Raw genomic sequence first — 17,090 nt, forward strand, 5'->3', positions numbered from 1 at the left:
CCCGCCCCACGCTCCCAGCGTGGCGCAGATCCAACATCGCACGGCCGGCTGCTACCGGCTGCCGCGAACGGAAGGAGCACCGGTATGAGCACCGAATTCCTCTGGTACGTCCCGAACCAGGCCGAGCACGGTCATCGCGGAGACGACGTCGTCGAGAACCACAACGCTCTCGCGACGCTCGCCGGTCACGCCAGGGCTCTCGAGGAGCACGGGTGGGGCGGCGCGCTCATCGGCACGGGCTGGGGGCGGCCGGACACTGTCACGATCGCCACCGCGCTGGCCGCCCAGACGACGACCTTCCAGCCGCTGATCGCCGTGCGGCCCGGCTACTGGCGGCCCGCCCATTTCGCCTCCGCTGCCGCGACCCTCGATCACCTCACCCAGGGCAGGGTTCTGGTGAACATCGTGTCCGGAAAGGACAATGCCGCGGCCTACGGCGACAGCGACGACGGCGACCAGGCCGACCGCTACGCCCGCACCAGGGATTTCCTGCGGATCGTACGGAAGCTGTGGACCGAGGAGGACGTCACCTACCGCGGTGAGCACTTCGCCGTCGCGGGATCCACCGTGACACCGAGGCCGGTCGTGCGGGGTGACCGCAGGCATCCACGCCTGTACTTCGGCGGCGCTTCGCCTGCCGCCGAAGAGGTCGCCGCGACCGATGCCGACGTCCAGCTCTTCTGGGGTGAGCCGCTCGACGGTATCGCCGAGCGGATCCAGCGGCTCACCGAGCTCAGCGGGAAGCTGGAGCGGGAGCACGCTCCGCTGGAGTTCGGCCTGCGCGTCACCACGGTGGTGCGCGACACGACCGACGCGGCGTGGGCGGCCGCCGAGGCGAAGGTGGCCGAGATGGCGAGGGGAAACGTGCCGCGCGATCCGCGCCGCCAGGCCGCCGCGGGCCAGCAGCGGTTGCTCGACCTCGCCGCGCGAGGTGACGTGCTCGACGACAACCTCTACACCGCGCCAGGCCGGTTCGGCGGTGGTGGAGCGGGCACCACCTGGCTCGTCGGCTCCGCGCAGGACGTGGCGACGTCGCTGCGCAAGTACCAGGCGCTCGGGATCACCCACTTCGTGCTGTCGGACACTCCGTATCTGCCGGAAATCGAACGCCAGGGCGAACAGCTCCTTCCGCTGCTGCGGAACTGAATTCGCCGCCGCGCCGAGGTGGTGACGGCGTTGCGGGCGGCGGGACAGCACGCGGCGCTCGGCTCCGCTGCCACGACGGAGGTGACCGGCCGGTGAGCGACGGGTCCGGCGACCTGTTCGGCGACCCGGCGGTCAGCGACCGGCTGCCCGAGGCGGTCGCCGAGACGCTGTTGATGGTGTGCGCGTCGGCGGTGCTGGCCGCTCGGTGAGGTACTTCCCGCGTTCTGATCTGTCGACAGCCGGTGCGGATCAACGGGTCCGGTAGCGCGCGTAGATCAGTCCGCTGGCGAACGCACGTTGTTCGACCAGGTCGAGGTCGAGGCGCACGCCGTCGGGGAAGAACCGCTTGCCGCCGCCGACCACGCTCGTGGTGATGAACAAGTGGTACTCGTCGACCAGGCCTGCCGCGATCGCCTGCGCCGCGAGGTTCGGGCCGTCGACGGTGAGGTCGTGCTCGGCCTCCTTCTTGAGCTTGCGTACCGCGTCCGGGTCGAAGGTTCGCTCGATCCTGGTCTTCTCGCTGGACACCGACTCCAGCGTCGTGGAGTACACGACCTTCTCCGCCGCCTGCCAGTCGCGGGCGTACTGCAGGATGTGCGGCGGCGCGTCGGGCAGGGTGTGCGCGGTTTCCCAGAAGACCATCGTCTCGTACATCCGCCGGCCGTAAAGGTACGTGCCGACGTGGCGGAAGACGTCGCCGACGAAGGTGTGCACCTCCTGGTCCTCGGCCCCGGCGCCGAGGTCGCCCTCCGCCGCCTCGGCGTAGCCGTCGAGCGAGGTGATCATCGAGTAGATGAGCTTGGCCATGAGTCTCCTTCGGTGGTCTTGCGGACTCTGACCTCCACCGGGCCCGAAACTCATCGGTCGGCCACGACGACGCCGCCGGCCCCTGCTGTCGTGCGGGGACCGGCGGCTCGTGAGGGTGTTCAGGGTGCGGGCGTGAGCGCCTTCAGTCGTTTGTTCGAGCGGCGCGCCGCCCAGAGGATCACCAGGAAGGCGAGGCCGAAGAGCGGGTAGCCCATCGCGATCTTGGCGAAGGCGAGCCACCCGGTGCTGTTCTCGTCGTAGAGCCACTGCTGCACCACGAACCGGGCTGCGAACACCGACGTCAACGCCAGGGTGGCGATGTCGTACGCGCGCAGCGACGGCTTGTCGGCGCGCCAGGTGTTGCCCTTGCCGGTGACCGCGTTGAGCACGAGACCCACCAGGGGCCAGCGCACCAGCACCGAGAGGAGCAGCACCACGCCGATGACCAGGCTCGTCCAGATCCCGATGAGGAAGAAGCCCTTGGCCGAGCCGGTCTGGTTGGCGACGAAGCCGGCGACGGCGACACCGAAGACCCCGGAGAAGGCCTGCGCGGCGGGCTCCTTGCGCGACAGCCGCCAGACGCCGAGCACCAGTGCGAAGCCGATGGCGGCGATGATGGCGGGCGTCAGCCCGACTATCGAGTTGGCCACCACGAAGACGATCACCGGCAGCCCGCCGTACACCAGGCCGGACGGGCCGCCCACCTGGTCGAGCAGGGCGGGCGCGGGTTTCCGCTGCTCGCCGGTGTTCCTCGGTTCGCGTGCCTCGTCGCCCAGGTCGCCCTGGATCCGACCGCCACCGCTCGTCATCATGCGCTCCTCTCGCGTGTTGATCCGTACGTGGGTGGTCATGACCGCTGCCTCGGGGAGCCGAGGTGCGTGGCGAGGAACCGCTCGGTCGCGCGCATCATCGTGACCAGGTTCTCCGGGTTCGCGAACAGGTGGCCCTCGTCCTCGAAGACGATGTACTCGACCTCGACACCGCGGTCACGCAGCGCCGCGACGAGGTTGTCCGACTCCGCCTGCACCACGCGGACGTCGTTGGCGCCCTGCAGCACCAGCAGCGGGGTGCGGATGTCGTCGACCCTGCTGATCGGGGAGCGCGCGACCATCTCCTCGCGCTGCTCGGGGATGCCGGGGTCGCCGACGTAGGCGTGAAAGTTGTTGACGAGCGAGTCCCGCACGAACGGCGGCAGCGACTCCATGAACGTCGCGAGGTTCGAGATGCCGACGTAGTCGACGGCCGCGGCGAACACGTCGGGAGTGAACGAGATGCCGACGAGCGACGCGTAGCCCCCGTAGGAGCCGCCGAAGATCGCCACCCGCTCGCGGTCCGCGTAGCCCTGTTGCCCGGCCCACTCCACGGCGTCCACGAGGTCGTCGTTCATCCGGCCCGCGAACTCGCCGATCGCCGCCTTCATGTGAGCCTTGCCGAAGCCCGTCGAACCGCGGAAGTTCACCTGAAGCACGGCGTAACCGAGGTTGGCCAGCGACTGGACGATCTTGTTGAAGCCCCACGCGTCACGGGTCCACGGGCCGCCGTGGGGCATGAGCACCATCGGCAGCCCCGACGGCTCGACGCCCACCGGCAGCGTCAGGTACGAGGGCAGCGGCAGCCCGTCGCGCGCCGTGATGGTCACCGGCGTCATCGGGGCCATGTCCTCGGGGTCCAGGTGCGGATACGGCCGGAACAGGATCCTGGCCTCGCCCGTGGCGTGGTCGTAGAACCACGTGACGTCGGGGTCGCGGTCGTGGGTGAAGCTGACGACCCACCGCCGCCCTGACTCGTCGGAGGAGACGCCGGCGAGGTCGCCGTCGGACAGTGTCTCCAGCTTCTCGAGCACCTCGGCGAACTGGGCGTCGAGCGGCCGGATCACCTGCCGCTCGCCGAGGTAGCGCACGCCCAGCAGCGCGCCCGTGCCCCCACGGCGGATGAGCGACGACGGGAGCGCGGGGAAGATCTGGGGGCGGGGGTCGATGTCGAGTACCGGGTGGCTGTCGACCTCGGTCTCCTCGCCGGTGGTCAGGTCGATCCTGGCCAGCCGGGTGCGGTCGGTGCCCGTGGTGGAGCCCACCCACACGCCGGTGCCGTCGTCGGTGAGCTCGAACGGATAGACGCCCGTCGGGTAGTCGTCGCCGTCCATTGTCGCGACCGTGCTCAGTTCGCCGCGTTCACTGTCCCAACGCGACAGTTCGAGAGTTCCGTCGGGTGTCATCCGCTGCGTGTACAACCGATTCTCGTCGACGTAGAGCCAGGCGTTCACGCGCCCGGGGTTCTCGGCCAGTAGCGTCAGCTCGCCCGTCGCGATGTCGAGCTCGAGGAGATCGATCTCGTCGAGCCTGCGGTTGTTGAAGTGGATGATCGCCGTGCCGGGTCTGGATGCGGGTAGCGTGACGTCGAAGACCCTGGCTCCCGCGACCGGCGTGAGGTCAACGATCTCCGCGTCCGGGTCCTCCAGGTCGACGCGGAACAGGTGCCAGTTCTCGTCGCCGTCGTTGTCCTGGATGTAGAGCAGCCACCGGGGGTCGTCGGTCCAGTGGTAGCCGCCGACGCCGCGGTGGTCGTCCGCGGTCACGCAGCGCGCGTCGGAGTCGGAGTCGACGCTGCGCACCCACACGTTGAGCCGGTTCTTCCACGGCGCCAGGTAGGCGATCGTGGTGCCGTCCGGCGAGATCGTCGCTCTGGTGCGCTGGGCCGGAGCGAAGAAGTCCTCGATGTCGATGGCCTTCGGCAGTGCCATGTCGGTCCTTTCGCTGGGGTCTGGTGGGACGTCGGCGACTTCGCTCGGGTCTGCGTCCAGGACACAGGTGGCCGCTACGGCATGCTCAACAGCTGTGTGACTCGGGTCACTTCTCTGTGGCATGGCGTCCACAGTGAAGTGGAGCGCGGTCAGTCTGCTGCCGGGATCGGCGGCGGGACCAGTGACACTGCGTCATGCATTCGCCTTAGAGATGTCACGGGCACGTCGTGACATGGCCGCACTGGGCGCTGTACCCGGTGGCCGGTGGAATCGGTGGCATGAGTGCGCGCGTCACCGGCGCCGAGTCGGGTCCGTTGTGGACAGACAGAATGTTCCGCGGACGTCCCGGCCGCCGAGCGCCGACCCGGACAAGCGCCGCGGGCTCGGCTTCCCCGTCAACCTGCGGGACGACTTCGAGGCGCCGCGGAGCCTGCTGCGCGATCCTGGTCGGCGATCTCCACGACGACCGCAACTTCCCGAAACCGGCGGAGATCCTGCGGGCGCTCGACACGGGCGACCCGGTGCCGGTGCGCGACACCGGCTTCCTCGACGGGACGATGCCGGAGCGGGACCTCGCCCGCGAGGCGCAACCGGCCTGACCCGGGCAGGCTGGGGGAGTCACCGCTCCGGGGACCCGCGCACGTCGCGGGCCCCGGGCCGATCGACGGTCAGCGAGGACGGCGTTTGAGCAGCACGCGCGCCAGTACCGCTGCCCCCGCCACGCCGCCCACGAGCAGCGCGGTCCCGCCGGCGATTCTCGGCATGGAGCTGTAGTCGGTGCTGTAGGCGGCGGGCCGTTCCGCGTCGTCGTGCAGGCGCACGTTGTCGATCCTCGCCGGCATGGGTGTGGTGCGACGGACGTCGTCGGACTGGTGCAACTCGACCCCGGTTCGGGTGATCGAGGCGTCCTCGCTGACGAAGTCGCCGATCCACCAGCAGTCCGACTTGCCGCACCCGCGCTCCGTCGGTGTGAGCGATCCGACGGGTCCGTCCGCCAGCGCGCCGCGACCGGCGAACCCCTCGGCCATCACGGCACCGCCACCAAGCAAGCCCACCAGGGCCATGAGCACGATCAGGAACCAGCCGAACACCTTGCCGCGCGTGGTCAGCGGTTTCTGCGGCTTTGCCGTGGTCATGCCGTGTGAAGCCCCGTCGGCACGCCAAGACGCTGGAGTTGCCGGGTGGCGTCCTCGTCGATGCTGATCCTGCGGAGCGAGCCGGCAACGCCCACCGCGCTGCCGAGTGCGACAACGGCGATCAGCAGCGGAAACAGGATCGTGCGCACGAGCATGGCCCACCAGGCCGTGAGGCCGATCCGGCTGCCGTCCTTCAGCCGGACGAGCCGGGTCCCGGTGAGCATCGCTGCGAGCACGCGACCGTTGCCGAAGAACACGCCGTACAGCGGTGGCACGACGACGAGCAGACCGAGCACGGTCAGCCCGATGGTCTCGCCGGACGCGTCAGGGCTGGCGACCACCAACGCGACCAGGCCGACGGCCACGAGCACGAGATAGACGACGATGTCCACGAACCAGGACAGCAGTCGCGCCCAGCTGCCCGCCGAGATGAAGTAGGTGCCGTCCTCGAAGGTGTCGAGTCGCTTCGCGATCTTCGGACCGAGGGCGCGTTCGACGTGTTCCCTGGTGGACCCCGTCCGGGGCAGCGGAGGGCCGGGAATGCCGACGGCGGTCATGCCGTGCTCCAGTTCTGCGGTGTCGCCGGGCTCAGTGACGCGTCTTCACCAGGAACTGGTAGCCGACGAACTGCCCCTTGCCATTGACGATCCGGAAGCACTGCTGCGGGGAGGTCCACGACGAGACGTAGGTCTTGCGGGCCTCCTTGCACTTCGCCAGCGTCGAGTAGATCGGGCTGTTGAAGTCCGCGTGGGCCGCCGGGGCCAGTCCCAGCATCAGGCCACCGGCCAGCGCTGTGGTGACCACGAGGCCACGGACGCGAGATCGGCGCAGGATGTTGACCATGTGAATCCGATTCCTTTCAGAGTTGCGGGTTTCGAGTCGGCCGTTCGGTCACTTCTCGAAGAGACGTGCGCCGAACCAGTCGCGAGGCGGGCGCCAGCCGTTGTCGCGCAGGACGGTGAACACCGGTGTCTTGGCGTCGGCGGGCTTGATCATGACGGCGCCCTCCCACGAGGTGCGGGTTCCGCCAGGGCCGGTCACGCTGACCTGACCGTCGGCGCCCTCGACGAACGTCGCCGACGTGCCGCCCGAGGTCTTGCCCCTCTTCCACGTCCAGTTGCCATAGGCCACGGCACCCGTGGGGCCGACCGCCGCGCGCACCGACGCCTGCCCGGAGTGCTCGACGAACTTGTACCGTGCGGTGGCCGGGTCGAGGTCGAGCTCCATGCGCCACGCATAGGCCGTCGACCCCCGCACGAAGAGTGTCTGCCAGCGCATCTCCTCGTCCTTCCACCGCACGTCGACGCGTACGCCGTCGGCGCCCCGCGAGGCGTCGATCCGGTAAGGCAGCCCGTCGCTGTTCATCGCCAGCAGCGCCGCGACCACCTCGTCCACCGGTGCCGGGGCGTCAGTGCCACGGACCGGCCCGCTGGGAACCTGGGCGCGCTCCCGGTCCGCGAGCGCGCGCCTGCCACGCTGGACCGTCATCAGACCGCGCCACCCCACCGCGAGGAAGACGATGACCATGAGCACGATGCCGAGCAGCACCTGGTCGGTGAGGAACGCGACGACGGCGCCGGCGAAGAGGATGCTTCCTCCGACGAAGATGATGCGACGGCTGATCACCGCGAATCGTTGAGCCTGGGAGGGACCGTGCTCCGCGTTCATCGGTGACCGACCTCGTTCTGTGTGTTCCCGGCGTCGTTCCGGGCTCCCGTGTCCGGCCGGGACCGTCCGATCAGGAACGCGCTCACCCGGACAGCCCGCTGTTCTGTCCGGTCGGTCCGCGCAGGACCTCGTCGTCGACCTGAATGTCGAGCTTGGCCTGGTCGCTGCCCGGTTCGCTCGACTCGACGGTGATGGTGAACCCGATCTCGCTGCCGTCGTCGGCGGTGAGGACGCAGCGAATGCTCTGGCCGATCTGTGCGGCGAGCGGTCCAGGGCACTCGACCTTGGCCGGCCGCTGACCAGCCGTCTGCGTCAGCGCCTCGGTGGATCGCTGCTCCAGCTCCGCTGCGGACAGCGACGGTCCGGAAGGTGCGGAGCTGGAGGCGGAGCCAGCGGTGGAGGCCGGGCTGGAGCTGGAGTCAGAGTCTCCGGTCGGCGTCACCGTGACGCTGCATCCGCCCGACAAGGCCAGGGCCGCGACGGCCATCGGGACGACGATGGCCGTCTTGCGCAGACGTGTGACCGAAACGTGCACTGCTCGTCCTAATTCTGTTGAGAATGAAACCACCGCGCGCGAATGCCCCTCGAAGGCAGGTTTCTGCTGGTGAATGTCCGACTCCATGTGGAGGCGAGGGCATCGTAGCCCTACGTGATCACCGCGTGTGCCGGTCGTTCGACCCACACATTCCAGCGGGGGTTCTTCGCGGCGGTCACTCGTCGACCGGGCCGGTGGGCTTGGTAGACATTCGCATCGACGACGAGTGGGCCGCGTGGGCGGCCCGGTGGATGGGGGCGGCATGAGCGGCTTGGGAAAGTGGAGTCTCGGCATCGGCCTGGGCCTGCTGGCGGTGGCCGTGGTGTGCAGGGCACTGGACCAGATCCCGGCAACGGTGATCGTCGGCATTTTCGGCCTGATCGGGATCGGCATGGCGGGCTACGACGCGCTCTACTACTGGTTGGAGCGGGTCCAGTTGCGCCGTCGGGCGGCCAGGGCCCAACGAGACGCCGAAGGACGGCGGGCGAGCTGACCGACCTCGGCGCGCCGATACGTCAGTCCTGAGATGTGAGCCTGTCCCGCTGCGGGCGATTCGTGAGCCACGCTGAGCAGCACACCTCGGCGGTACCCTGGCGACATGCGACCCCTGCGGTACTCGATCAACATCACCGTGGACGGGTGCTGCGACCACCGTGGTGTCCCCGCGGACGACGAGTTGCATCGTCACCACGCCGCGAACATCCAGCAGGCCGATGCCCTGCTCTTCGGCCGGGTGACGTACGAGATGATGGAAGCGGCGTGGCGGCCGCCGACGGCCGAGATGCCTGACTGGATGCGGCCCTTCGCCCAGACGATCGACGCGGCCAGGAAGTACGTCGTGTCGAGCACACTGGAGCAGGTCGACTGGAACTCGGAACTCGTGCGCGAGGATCTGGCCGGGACGGTTGCCCGGCTCAAGCGGGAGCCGGGCAACGGCCTGTTGACCGGAGGTGTGCGGCTTCCACTGGCGCTGGCGGAGCTGGACTTGATCGACGAGTACGAGTTCGTGGTGCAGCCCAGGATCGCGGGCCACGGGCCGACGTTGTTCGCGGGGCTGTCGAGGCATGTCGACCTGACGCTCGTGGGCCGGGTGGAGTTCGACTCGGGGGCAGTGGCGATGCGGTACGAGCCGAAGCGGTAGACAGGCGCTGCTCGCCGGTGAGCGCGGGTACGGAGTGTGATCGTTCGCTCCTTCGATCGACTTGCGAGATGACCGATTTGTCTGGAAACTGGCGGGCGAGGGGAGTACTTCCTAAAGGGCCTCGCCGGTCAGTACGAACACGACAGGGTGTTCTCGGTAGGCCGCCCGCGCGGGTGAAGGAGACCTCGAACGAAAGACGTTCGTGGAGGTCTGTGTGCTCGTTTCATCCGCAGGTTCCGGCGCGCTTCTCGCTGCCGAACCCGCCACCGAGTCGATGGGCTCGCCGTGGTTGTGGGGCATCAGCATCGCCGTGTTGCTGGGCTTGTTGATCACCGACTTCGTGATCACTCGCAAGCCGCACGAGGTCTCGATGAAGGAAGCCGTCGGCTGGTCGGTGTTCTATCTGGCGTTGCCGTTCGTGTTCGGTCTGTGGTTGTGGCTGGCGTTCAGCGGCACGCAGGCGACGGAGTTCGTCACGGGCTTCGTCGTGGAGAAGTCGCTGTCGGTGGACAACCTCTTCGTGTTCATGTTGATCCTGGCCGGCTTCGCCGTTCCACCCGCCGTGCAGCAACGTGTGCTGCTGTACGGGATCGTGGGCGCCCTGGTGTTGCGCGGCATCTTCATCGCGGCCGGTGCGGCGATGCTGCAGGCGGGAACGTGGGCGTTCCTCGTGTTCGGCCTGGTGCTGTTCGTCTCGGCGGTGAAGATCCTGCTCGAGGCCACCAAGGGTGATCATGGCGAGAAGGACGTCTCCGACATGCGGTCCGTGCGCCTGCTGCGCAAGGTGATGCCGGTGACCGACGACTACCACGGCACGAAGATGGTCGTCCGCCAAGCCGGACGGCGGGCCCTGACGCCCTTGACGGTCGTGGTGGTGGCGGTGTTCGCGACGGACATCGTGTTCGCCGTCGACTCCGTGCCCGCCGTGTACGGCATCACCGAGGATCCGTATCTGGTCTTCGCGACCAACGCCTTCGCTCTGCTCGGGCTGCGTGCGCTGTACTTCGTGCTGCGGGCGGTGCTGGCGAAACTCGTGTACCTCAACCACGGTCTGGCGATCATTCTCGCGTTCATCGGCGTGAAGCTGGTGCTGCACTGGGCGCACACCGTCTGGCCGTCCGTGCCCACGATCCCGACGCCGATCTCGCTGGCGACGATCATCGTCGTGCTCGCCGTGGTGACGGTCGCGAGCCTGCGGCGAGTCCGCAAGGACGCCGAAGCGGAGGAAAGGGCAGACCTGACGAGTTAGGAGCTGACGATGATGGACTCCCTCATCGAACTGTTGCTCACCATTCTGGTTCTCGTGGCGGCGGCGATCACCTGTGGTTCCCTGGTGAACTTCCGCGGTCCTCGCTGAGGCGACGAACCACGTTCACGACAAGGCCCGGCCGTCGTTCCCGGCGGCCGGGCCTTGTCCATGCCGGTCGGTGACCGTCACCGTCCGGTCTCCTCGGCGGAGATGTCCCACAGTGCTGCGGCCGCCTCGGGATCGAGAGCCCATTCCTTGACGCCGTGCGGGTGGTCGGCGAGGTCGGCGTCGTTGGGCACGGTGTAGGCCTCTCGCGCGTCGTCGAGGTAGTGCCCGCCGGTGTGGGCGAACTCGGGTGCCACCGCCGCCACCACGCTGGTGGCGGCTCCCTGGGCGAGTGTCTTGTACCTGAAGACGCCGGCGGCCTCGGCCGCGGCGAGCGAGTTCCGCTGCGCCGGAGTGAAGTGTCGTTGCAGTCCGGTGGCGACGCCGCCGGGGTTCACGGCGTTGGTGAAGAGTCCCTCGGATGCCCAGCGCCGGGTCGCCTCGACCGCGAACAGCGAGTTCGCGGTCTTCGACTGGGCGTAGGCGAGCTGGGGATCGTAGTCCCGGCGCAGGAAATGGAGATCGTCGAAGTCGACGTTCGAGCGCATGTGCGCGGTCGAACTGACCGAGACGATCCGCGCCTCACCGCGGCTCTCGGCTCCACGGGCGAGTGCGTTCTTCAGGCCGGCGGCCAGCGCGAAGTGGCCGAGGTGGTTTGTCGCGAATTGCAGTTCCCAGCCCTGCGACGTATGGGCAGGCCCTCCGGTGACCAGCCCCGCGTTGTTGACGAGCACGTGCAGTGGACCGTCCCAGACGTCGACGAAGCGACTGATGGTGGCAGGGGAGGCGAGGTCCAGCGGTCGCACGCGGGGGCGCCGCGCCGCCCCGCCTTCCGCGATGCCGGCGGCGACGGCCTCGCCCGCGCGAGTGTCCCTGACGGCCAGGGTCACCTCGGCACCGGCAGCGGCCAGCGCTCGGGCCGTGTCGGCCCCGATACCCGACGACGCGCCGGTCACGATCGCACGGACGCCGGAGAGATCGACGCCGTCCAGTACGTCGTCGGCTGTGCTGGAGGCATTGAAGGCCGTGGTGATGAGCTCGCGCCTGGTCATGCTTCGACTATACAAACTAGGCGAAACTTGTAAAGTCAGTTCGTGGCCGTAGGGTTGCCGGATGACCGACTCCGGAGGTGCTCGCGAGGAATCGAGCGTCGCTGGCACATCCCGCCGGGACGCGGTGCTCGAGTCCGCGCTCGGTGTGTTCGCCCGGTACGGCTACCGGCGGACCTCGATGGAGGAGGTCGCGCGCACAGCTCGGATCTCCCGGCCGGGCCTGTACTTCTTGTTCGAGTCCAAGGAATCGCTGTTCCGGGCCGCCGTCACCCAGGCCCTGGAGCGAGACCTGGCTGCGGCCGAGCGGCTCCTCGCCGACCAGGGCACGCCACTGCGCGAGCGCGTGCTCGGCGCGTTCGATCGCTGGGCGGGACGCTATGTCGGACCGTTGAGCAACGACGTCTCCGGAGTGATCGAGCAGAACCCGGACCTGCTCGGCGCGATCGTGGTCACCGCCCCCGACCGGTTCGAAGCGCTGGTGACGAAGGCGGTGGAGGACGGGCCCTTCCCGGAGACCGCGACCAGTGTCGTGCGGACTCTGATCAGCGTGTCCGTCGGGTTGAAGCATCAGGTCGAGACACGCCAGGAGTACCGCGACCGCCTCGCCGTCGCGATCGACCTGCTCGTCGGATGACGACGACGCCAGGGCCCGGCGATCGGCTCAGCCCGGCACCCGGCCCGCCGCACGGGCTTCCGCGGCCGGACGCTGCCCGGCGATCTCGGCCTCGAACCGCGTCGCCAGCGCACTGAGGTTTTCCAGGACGCCGGGATGACGGTCCTTCAGGTCGTAGGACTCGGCCGGGTCGAGTTCGAGATCGAACAGTTGGGGCAACTCCTTGCCCTGCGCCCGATTCGGGTCCCGTGGGTGCCGGTCGAGGTGCAGCTTCCACCGTCCCGAACGGACGGCGTTGAGCGTCCACCAGTGGAAGAAGTACAACGTTCGCTGTCGCGGCGCCGAACCTCCGAAGAGGACGGACGAGATGTCCATGCCGTCGACCGGCCGGTCCCGCGGCACCGCGCCGCCCGCCAGCGCGGCCAGTGTCGGCAGCAGGTCGAACAGGCACGCGGGCTCGTCGGAGACCGTGCCCGCCGGGATCCGCCCCGGCCAGCGCGCGACGAACGGAACCCGGATTCCCCCGTCGTAGGTGTGCAGCTTGTTGCCCCGCAACCCACCGGTACTGCCTTCGAACCACGGTCCGTTGTCACTCGTCACCAGCACGAGCGTGTCGTCGGCGAGGCCGAGGTCGGCGAGGGTGTCGAGCAGCCGGCCGACGTGGTGGTCGAGGCTCTCGACGACGTCGCCGTACCTGCCGCCGGCCGACCGGCCCGTGAACTCGTCCTCCACGTGCAGCGGAATGTGCGGCATCGTGTGCGCGAGGTAGACGAAGAACGGCTCGTCCGCGTGCCGCTGGATGAAGTCGATGGCGTGATCGGTGTACGCGGCGGTCAGTGTCGCCTGGTCGACGTCGGCGGTCGAGATCCCCTCTCCCTCGAACAGCTCGACCGGATGCATGTCGTTGCTGTAGAGCAGTCCCGCGTACTCGTCGAAACCGTGCCGCGTCGGGTAGTGCTCCGGCCTGCACCCGAGATGCCACTTGCCGAACATCGCCGTCCGGTACCCGACGTCGCGCAGCATCCGAGGCAGGGTGTACTCGAAGGACGACAGTCCGGTGCCGTGTTCGGGCGAGAGCACCTTCGGCAGCCCGACGCGTTGCGGGTACCGCCCGGTCAGCAACGCGGCACGCGACGGCGTGCACACCGCCGAGGTCGCGTACATGTGGCGCATCGTGATCCCGTCGCCGGCGAGTGCGTCGATGCGCGGGGTGCGCAGAATCGTGTTCCCCATGCAGCTCAGGTCGCCGTACCCGAGGTCGTCCATCACCACCAGGACGATGTTCGGCGTGGTGCGCTGCTCACTCATGCGATCAGCGTCCGAGTTCCAGCCAGACCGCGCCGTCCGCCGGGAGCTCACCCTCGACCGCGCCGGGGTCGCTGGACAGCAGCACGCTGCCGCGCAGCGGGAGCGGCGCGGGGGAGGAGCCGAAGTTGACGACGCAGGCGAAGCCGGGCTCGCGGGTGAACACCAGCACGTCGTCGCCCGGCGCGTCGCCCCAGTGCAGCTCGCCCGTACCGCCCAGCGCCGGGTGGGAACGCCGCAGCGCCAGCGCTGTCCGGTACAGCTCCAGAAACGACGAGTCGTCGCCGTCCTGGACCGACACCGCACGGGCGCCCCACCCCGCGGGCTGCGGGAGCCAGGAACCGTTGTCGCCGAACCCGAACGAGCTGCCGTCCTCGGTCCAGGGCAACGGAACCCGGGCGCCGTCCCGGCCGGGGCGGCGGCCCTCGGATCGGATCCAGATCGGGTCCTGCCGTGCGTGTTCCGGCACGTCGGCGTCGGTCAGGCCGAGTTCGTCGCCCTGGTAGAGGTACACGCTGCCGGGCAGCGCGAGCGTCAGCAGCGCCGCGGCCCTGGCGCGGCGGCGGCCGAGCCGTTCGTCCACCGGACCGAGTTCCGTGCCCGACACACCGGGCCTGCGGCGCGTGTCGGCGCGGCCGTAGCGCGTGGCGACGCGTTCGACGTCGTGGTTCGACAGGCCCCAGGTGGTGGGCGCCCCAACCGACGACGTGGCCGCGACCGACGCGTCGATGGCGCGGCGCATGCTCTGCGCCGTCCACGCCGACTTCAGGTAGTACAGGTTCAGCGCGGTGTGCAGTTCGTCGGGCCGGACGTAGCGCGACAGCCGCTCCGCGTCGTCGAGCCACGCCTCCGCCGCGAACGTCCGCGGCGGATCGTACGAATCAGCGAGCTTTCGCCAGCTGCGATAGATGTCGTGGACCTCGTCGCGATCCCGGTGCGGGTGGTTCGGACGGGTCAGGTCGGCGAGGAACGCGCCGTCGGGATAGCCGAGATCCGGCAGCCCCGGCGCCTTGACCAGTGCCGTCGCCACGTCGATGCGGAAGCCGTCGACGCCAAGGTCGAACCAGAACCGCAGGATGTCCTCGAACTCCGAGCGCACGACCTCGTTGTCCCAGTTGAGATCGGGCTGCGTGGAGTCGAACAGGTGCAGGTACCACTCGCCGTCCTCGACGCGGGTCCACGCCGGACCGCCGAACACACTGAGCCAGTCGTTGGGAGGGCTCTGCCCGTCGTCGCGACCCGGTTGGAAGTGGTACCGGGCCCGGGCAGCGGATCCGGGGGGCGAGCTCAGCGCCTCGACGAACCACGCGTGCTCCGACGAGGTGTGGTTGGGGACGATGTCGAGCACGACGCGGATCCCGGCCGCGTGACAGTCTCCGATCAGGTCCCTCGCCTCGGCCACGGACCCGTAGCGGGGATGGATGTCGCGGTAGTCGGCGACGTCGTAGCCCGCGTCGTGCAGTGGCGAACGGAACCACGGCGTGATCCAGATGGCGTCGATGCCGAGTGCCGACAGGTACGGGATCCTGTCGCGCAGCCCGGCGATGTCGCCGATGCCGTCGGCGTCGCCGTCGGCGAACGACTGGATGTAGAGCTGGTAGATCACGGCGTCCCGCCACCACGGCGTCGAGGTCACATCGTCACCCATTGTCTGAAAGATCCATCTCGTGTCGTCGGGTTCGGTGCCGGGGTGCGGACGAGCGCGACGGCTCGTCCGCACCCCGGACGGGGCTAGGAGATCGCGTCTCCCAGGGGCACGCGCCGCCACGCCGTGCCGTCGGACACGGCCAGGCAGGGCTGGCCGCCGTCACCGTCGGCGACGTGGATGAGCGCACCTGCCGCGTCGGCGGCGGGAGGCAGGTCCGCGGCGGAGTAGGGACGCAGCCGGGTGGCCCTGGTGAACACGGTCCGGATGTTCGCGCCCGCGCTGCCGATGTCCCTGGCGTTGTCCGTCGGCGGGACGAGGCCCGCGACGCTGGCCTGGAACGACACCACGTCGTTCGTGGAGTTGGTGGCACACAGGAGGTTGGTCGCCGCCGAGCCGGACGTGTTCACCGCGACCACCTCGACACCGCCCTTGATGCCGGGTCCCGATCCGGCATCGAACCGGCTCTCGACGAGGTAGCCGCCGTAGGTGTCGGCCGCGGCGATGTCGGCCGAGGCCGTGCTGCGGACGCGCATCGCCGCGTTCTTGGCCGCGGTCAGTTCGAGCCGGGTGAACCGGCCCGGTACGGACTCGACGAACGAGTCGGCGGCGATCGATCCGGCGGTGACCACACCGGACTGCGTGGTCGCGTTGCCGACCACGTTGGACGCGACCAGTTCGCCGGTCACGCGGACCGGTAGTGCGCCCGTCCTCGGGTTGGCCGAGAAGACGTTGCCGAGAATCGCGACGTTGGTGGCGTCGGCGTCCATGAGCACGGCGCCATGCACCGCCGAGTTGCTCAGGTTCCAGTTGTCGAACGAGTTGCCCGTGATGCTGACCTTCTCGGCGGGCTCGTCGAACCGGATGCCCGAGCCGTTGATCCAGTTGAACGAGTTCGCCGAGATCGTGACGTTCTTCGCCGCCACCCCGCCGCTGAAGTGGATCGCGTGGGTGGGCGGGTTCCACGCCCCCGGCGTCGTGTCGAACCCGCCGATCACGTTGCCGGTGATGGTGATGTTGTGGCCACCGTGGTCGACCTCGATGACCGCGTTGCCGGTGCCGTTCTCCACCACGTTGCCGCTGATGGTCGAGTTGGTGAGGCTGCCCTTGAACAGTCTGCGGCCGATGTCGAGCAGGTTGTTGCTGATCACCGCGCCCCGGAACTCGGCGTCAGGGGGACCGTTGAACACGATCGCGTCGAAGTTCGAGTGGAAGTGGTTGTCGGTGATCAGCCACTTGCGCAGACCGTAGGGCGGCAGGTGGACGACGCCGCCTTCGAGCTCCTCACCGGTCGGCCAGGAGATGTCGATGCCCGTCGTGCAGACGGCGATCTTGTTCGCCGTGAACAGGAAGCCACGTCCGACGCTCCTCACCGCGCAGTTGAAGCGCAGGAACGAGGTCTCGTCGATCGTCATGTCGGTGTCATCGATGTTCACCTTCCTGACGACGTGGATGCCGACGTTGGAGTCCGTCTTCACCGGGGCGTCGAAGGCCATGCCGTGGATGCCGCCGAGCGAGGCCTCCCAGCGAATGCCGATGCCGTCGTGGTGGAACCGGATCTTCGACGGTTCCTCGCCGAACATGCCGTAGCCGCGCATCACGAACCGGTTGAGGTTGTCGTCGGATTCCTCCTCGTGGTCACCGACCACGAGCGTCGACGTGACCTTGTACAGCCCCGGTGGGAAGACCAGGACCTTGGTCAGCTGCGAGCGGACCGCGTTGATGGCGGCCTGGATGGCGGCGGTGTCGTCGGCTTCCCCGTCCGCGACCGCGCCGAACTGCTGGGGGGTGAGCACCGGAGTGCCGTCGTCGTTGACCAGGCTCGGTGCGGCATGTGCTGTTCCGCCGAGGGCGAGCCCGCCGACGCCGGCGGCCCCGACGCCGGCGGCGGAACGGATCATCGCGCGTCTGTTGAGTCGATCGGTCATGTGTCCTTCTCCCTCTGGTG

General features: G+C 68.9%; 18 protein-coding genes. 6 read left to right on the forward strand and 12 right to left on the reverse strand.

Annotated elements, in window-relative coordinates; translation table 11 throughout:
• Positions 1-84: 84 nt before the first annotated feature.
• On the forward strand, positions 85-1,146 hold the full coding sequence (locus JHE00_RS24485; protein WP_200322181.1) for an LLM class flavin-dependent oxidoreductase: 1,062 nt from the start codon (positions 85-87) through the stop codon (positions 1,144-1,146).
• Positions 1,147-1,395: 249 nt separating this feature from the next.
• Here JHE00_RS24485 and JHE00_RS24490 read toward each other — a convergent pair whose 3' ends face one another.
• The 3 genes from JHE00_RS24490 to JHE00_RS24500 all read right to left on the reverse strand — a co-directional run bounded on the left by JHE00_RS24490 (position 1,396) and on the right by JHE00_RS24500 (position 4,693).
• On the reverse strand, positions 1,396-1,953 hold the full coding sequence (locus JHE00_RS24490) for a dihydrofolate reductase family protein (RefSeq protein ID WP_200322183.1): 558 nt from the start codon (positions 1,951-1,953) through the stop codon (positions 1,396-1,398).
• Positions 1,954-2,072: 119 nt separating this feature from the next.
• Entirely contained in the window at positions 2,073-2,765 is a 693-nt protein-coding gene (locus JHE00_RS24495; protein ID WP_443678462.1) for a DUF3159 domain-containing protein, read from the reverse strand.
• A 35-nt stretch (positions 2,766-2,800) separates the two neighbouring features.
• Positions 2,801-4,693: a S9 family peptidase gene (locus JHE00_RS24500; protein WP_200322185.1), complete on the reverse strand. Its 1,893-nt coding sequence runs from the start codon at positions 4,691-4,693 to the stop codon at positions 2,801-2,803.
• A 227-nt stretch (positions 4,694-4,920) separates the two neighbouring features.
• Here JHE00_RS24500 and JHE00_RS24505 point away from each other — a divergent pair, with 227 nt between their 5' ends.
• Entirely contained in the window at positions 4,921-5,292 is a 372-nt protein-coding gene (locus JHE00_RS24505) for a hypothetical protein (protein ID WP_200322187.1), read from the forward strand.
• Between the two features lie 69 nt (positions 5,293-5,361).
• On the opposite strand, the gene JHE00_RS24510 is transcribed toward JHE00_RS24505, so the two are convergent.
• From JHE00_RS24510 to JHE00_RS24530, 5 genes are all read right to left on the reverse strand, one after another.
• Positions 5,362-5,829 carry a hypothetical protein gene (locus JHE00_RS24510; RefSeq protein WP_200322189.1) on the reverse strand — a complete coding sequence of 156 codons (468 nt, stop codon included), beginning with the start codon at positions 5,827-5,829 and terminating at the stop codon, positions 5,362-5,364.
• A complete protein-coding gene (locus JHE00_RS24515; protein ID WP_200322190.1) occupies positions 5,826-6,386 on the reverse strand; it encodes an RDD family protein in 561 nt (186 codons plus the stop codon). The genes JHE00_RS24510 and JHE00_RS24515 overlap by 4 nt, the downstream gene beginning before the upstream one ends.
• A gap of 31 nt (positions 6,387-6,417) precedes the next feature.
• The gene (locus tag JHE00_RS24520; RefSeq protein ID WP_200322192.1) at positions 6,418-6,672 is read right to left on the reverse strand and encodes a hypothetical protein; all 255 of its coding nucleotides are present in this window, start codon (positions 6,670-6,672) and stop codon (positions 6,418-6,420) included.
• A gap of 48 nt (positions 6,673-6,720) precedes the next feature.
• Positions 6,721-7,497, reverse strand: coding sequence for a hypothetical protein (locus JHE00_RS24525; protein ID WP_200322194.1), 777 nt, complete (start codon positions 7,495-7,497; stop codon positions 6,721-6,723).
• An 82-nt stretch (positions 7,498-7,579) separates the two neighbouring features.
• Entirely contained in the window at positions 7,580-8,119 is a 540-nt protein-coding gene (locus tag JHE00_RS24530) for a DUF4333 domain-containing protein (protein ID WP_230424920.1), read from the reverse strand.
• A gap of 175 nt (positions 8,120-8,294) precedes the next feature.
• On the opposite strand from JHE00_RS24530, the gene JHE00_RS24535 reads away from it, so the two are divergent.
• The 3 genes from JHE00_RS24535 (at position 8,295) to JHE00_RS24545 (ending at position 10,422) form a co-directional block, all read left to right on the forward strand.
• Complete coding sequence (locus JHE00_RS24535) at positions 8,295-8,525, forward strand: hypothetical protein (protein WP_200322196.1); 231 nt, start codon at positions 8,295-8,297, stop codon at positions 8,523-8,525.
• A 105-nt stretch (positions 8,526-8,630) separates the two neighbouring features.
• Positions 8,631-9,173, forward strand: coding sequence for a dihydrofolate reductase family protein (locus tag JHE00_RS24540; protein ID WP_200322198.1), 543 nt, complete (start codon positions 8,631-8,633; stop codon positions 9,171-9,173).
• Between the two features lie 274 nt (positions 9,174-9,447).
• The gene (locus JHE00_RS24545) at positions 9,448-10,422 is read left to right on the forward strand and encodes a TerC/Alx family metal homeostasis membrane protein (RefSeq protein ID WP_200322768.1); all 975 of its coding nucleotides are present in this window, start codon (positions 9,448-9,450) and stop codon (positions 10,420-10,422) included.
• 185 nt (positions 10,423-10,607) lie between these two features.
• On the opposite strand, the gene JHE00_RS24550 is transcribed toward JHE00_RS24545, so the two are convergent.
• Positions 10,608-11,579, reverse strand: coding sequence for an SDR family NAD(P)-dependent oxidoreductase (locus JHE00_RS24550; RefSeq protein ID WP_200322200.1), 972 nt, complete (start codon positions 11,577-11,579; stop codon positions 10,608-10,610).
• A 61-nt stretch (positions 11,580-11,640) separates the two neighbouring features.
• On the opposite strand from JHE00_RS24550, the gene JHE00_RS24555 reads away from it, so the two are divergent.
• Complete coding sequence (locus JHE00_RS24555) at positions 11,641-12,213, forward strand: TetR/AcrR family transcriptional regulator (protein WP_200322202.1); 573 nt, start codon at positions 11,641-11,643, stop codon at positions 12,211-12,213.
• A gap of 27 nt (positions 12,214-12,240) precedes the next feature.
• On the opposite strand, the gene JHE00_RS24560 is transcribed toward JHE00_RS24555, so the two are convergent.
• From JHE00_RS24560 to JHE00_RS24570, 3 genes are all read right to left on the reverse strand, one after another.
• Entirely contained in the window at positions 12,241-13,500 is a 1,260-nt protein-coding gene (locus tag JHE00_RS24560) for a sulfatase family protein (protein ID WP_200322204.1), read from the reverse strand.
• A gap of 4 nt (positions 13,501-13,504) precedes the next feature.
• Positions 13,505-15,145, reverse strand: coding sequence for a glycoside hydrolase family 13 protein (locus JHE00_RS24565; protein WP_200322206.1), 1,641 nt, complete (start codon positions 15,143-15,145; stop codon positions 13,505-13,507).
• A gap of 83 nt (positions 15,146-15,228) precedes the next feature.
• Positions 15,229-17,070 (reverse strand): glycosyl hydrolase family 28-related protein, encoded by a 1,842-nt coding sequence (locus JHE00_RS24570; protein WP_200322209.1) that lies wholly within the window; start codon positions 17,068-17,070, stop codon positions 15,229-15,231.
• Positions 17,071-17,090 lie beyond the last annotated feature (20 nt).

Origin of the sequence: Prauserella cavernicola, from assembly GCF_016595675.1 — a bacterium.
Lineage (GTDB): Bacteria > Actinomycetota > Actinomycetes > Mycobacteriales > Pseudonocardiaceae > Prauserella_A > Prauserella_A cavernicola.

Excerpts from the sequence above, each read along its gene's own strand:
- JHE00_RS24495 (WP_443678462.1), bottom strand. The coding sequence starts at position 2,765 with ATGATGACGAGCGGTGGCGGTCGGATCCAGGGCGACCTGGGCGACGAG.
- JHE00_RS24560 (WP_200322204.1), bottom strand. The coding sequence starts at position 13,500 with ATGAGTGAGCAGCGCACCACGCCGAACATCGTCCTGGTGGTGATGGAC.
- JHE00_RS24500 (WP_200322185.1), bottom strand. The coding sequence starts at position 4,693 with ATGGCACTGCCGAAGGCCATCGACATCGAGGACTTCTTCGCTCCGGCC.
- JHE00_RS24555 (WP_200322202.1), top strand. The coding sequence starts at position 11,641 with ATGACCGACTCCGGAGGTGCTCGCGAGGAATCGAGCGTCGCTGGCACA.
- JHE00_RS24570 (WP_200322209.1), bottom strand. The coding sequence starts at position 17,070 with ATGACCGATCGACTCAACAGACGCGCGATGATCCGTTCCGCCGCCGGC.
- JHE00_RS24490 (WP_200322183.1), bottom strand. The coding sequence starts at position 1,953 with ATGGCCAAGCTCATCTACTCGATGATCACCTCGCTCGACGGCTACGCC.
- JHE00_RS24550 (WP_200322200.1), bottom strand. The coding sequence starts at position 11,579 with ATGACCAGGCGCGAGCTCATCACCACGGCCTTCAATGCCTCCAGCACA.
- JHE00_RS24515 (WP_200322190.1), bottom strand. The coding sequence starts at position 6,386 with ATGACCGCCGTCGGCATTCCCGGCCCTCCGCTGCCCCGGACGGGGTCC.
- JHE00_RS24510 (WP_200322189.1), bottom strand. The coding sequence starts at position 5,829 with ATGACCACGGCAAAGCCGCAGAAACCGCTGACCACGCGCGGCAAGGTG.
- JHE00_RS24545 (WP_200322768.1), top strand. The coding sequence starts at position 9,448 with ATGGGCTCGCCGTGGTTGTGGGGCATCAGCATCGCCGTGTTGCTGGGC.
- JHE00_RS24485 (WP_200322181.1), top strand. The coding sequence starts at position 85 with ATGAGCACCGAATTCCTCTGGTACGTCCCGAACCAGGCCGAGCACGGT.
- JHE00_RS24530 (WP_230424920.1), bottom strand. The coding sequence starts at position 8,119 with ATGGAGTCGGACATTCACCAGCAGAAACCTGCCTTCGAGGGGCATTCG.
- JHE00_RS24520 (WP_200322192.1), bottom strand. The coding sequence starts at position 6,672 with ATGGTCAACATCCTGCGCCGATCTCGCGTCCGTGGCCTCGTGGTCACC.
- JHE00_RS24535 (WP_200322196.1), top strand. The coding sequence starts at position 8,295 with ATGAGCGGCTTGGGAAAGTGGAGTCTCGGCATCGGCCTGGGCCTGCTG.
- JHE00_RS24525 (WP_200322194.1), bottom strand. The coding sequence starts at position 7,497 with ATGAACGCGGAGCACGGTCCCTCCCAGGCTCAACGATTCGCGGTGATC.
- JHE00_RS24565 (WP_200322206.1), bottom strand. The coding sequence starts at position 15,145 with ATGGGTGACGATGTGACCTCGACGCCGTGGTGGCGGGACGCCGTGATC.
- JHE00_RS24540 (WP_200322198.1), top strand. The coding sequence starts at position 8,631 with ATGCGACCCCTGCGGTACTCGATCAACATCACCGTGGACGGGTGCTGC.